Genomic DNA, 546 nt, shown 5'->3' with positions numbered 1-546 from the left:
TAATGGTCGGGAAGACAGGATTCGAACCTGCGACCCCCTGGTCCCAAACCAGGTGCTCTACCAAGCTGAGCCACTTCCCGTTTTATGGCGCGCCCAAGAGGAGTCGAACCCCTAACCTTTTGATCCGTAGTCAAACGCTCTATCCAATTGAGCTATGGGCGCTATTAAGTTGGTGCCTAGGGCCGGAATCGAACCGGCACGGGTGTCACCACCCGCAGGATTTTAAGTCCTGTGCGTCTACCAGTTCCGCCACCCAGGCATTTATTTATCCATAAATGTTTATTCTTTTTTTAAAAATGGTGTCCTGCAGAGGACTCGAACCTCTGACCCTCTGATTAAAAGTCAGATGCTCTACCAACTGAGCTAGCAGGACTTTTAATGGCTGGGCTAGCTGGATTCGAACCAGCGCATGACGGAGTCAAAGTCCGTTGCCTTACCGCTTGGCTATAGCCCATTTTCAAAGTGGTGGTGGGGGACGGATTCGAACCGCCGAACTCGGAGAGAGCGGATTTACAGTCCGCCGCGTTTAGCCACTTCGCTACCCCA

General features: G+C 52.2%; 5 tRNA genes. All 5 read right to left on the bottom strand.

The annotated features are described in order from the left end of the window. Window positions 1-3: 3 nt before the first annotated feature. The 5 genes from HMPREF9402_RS13165 to HMPREF9402_RS13145 all read right to left on the bottom strand — a co-directional run bounded on the left by HMPREF9402_RS13165 (window position 4) and on the right by HMPREF9402_RS13145 (window position 454). A tRNA-Pro gene (locus tag HMPREF9402_RS13165) sits at window positions 4-80 on the bottom strand. A gap of 5 nt (window positions 81-85) precedes the next feature. Beyond that, window positions 86-162, bottom strand: a tRNA-Arg gene (locus HMPREF9402_RS13160). An 8-nt stretch (window positions 163-170) separates the two neighbouring features. Next, a tRNA-Leu gene (locus HMPREF9402_RS13155) sits at window positions 171-259 on the bottom strand. A 38-nt stretch (window positions 260-297) separates the two neighbouring features. Continuing rightward, window positions 298-373 (bottom strand) — tRNA-Lys (locus tag HMPREF9402_RS13150). Window positions 374-379: 6 nt separating this feature from the next. Next, window positions 380-454 (bottom strand) — tRNA-Gln (locus tag HMPREF9402_RS13145). Window positions 455-546: the final 92 nt, after the last annotated feature.

It is taken from the genome of Turicibacter sp. HGF1 (genome assembly GCF_000191865.1).
GTDB classification, from domain to species: Bacteria; Bacillota_I; Bacilli_A; order MOL361; family Turicibacteraceae; genus Turicibacter; species Turicibacter sanguinis.
This window is presented reverse-complemented; position numbering and strand designations above follow the sequence as displayed.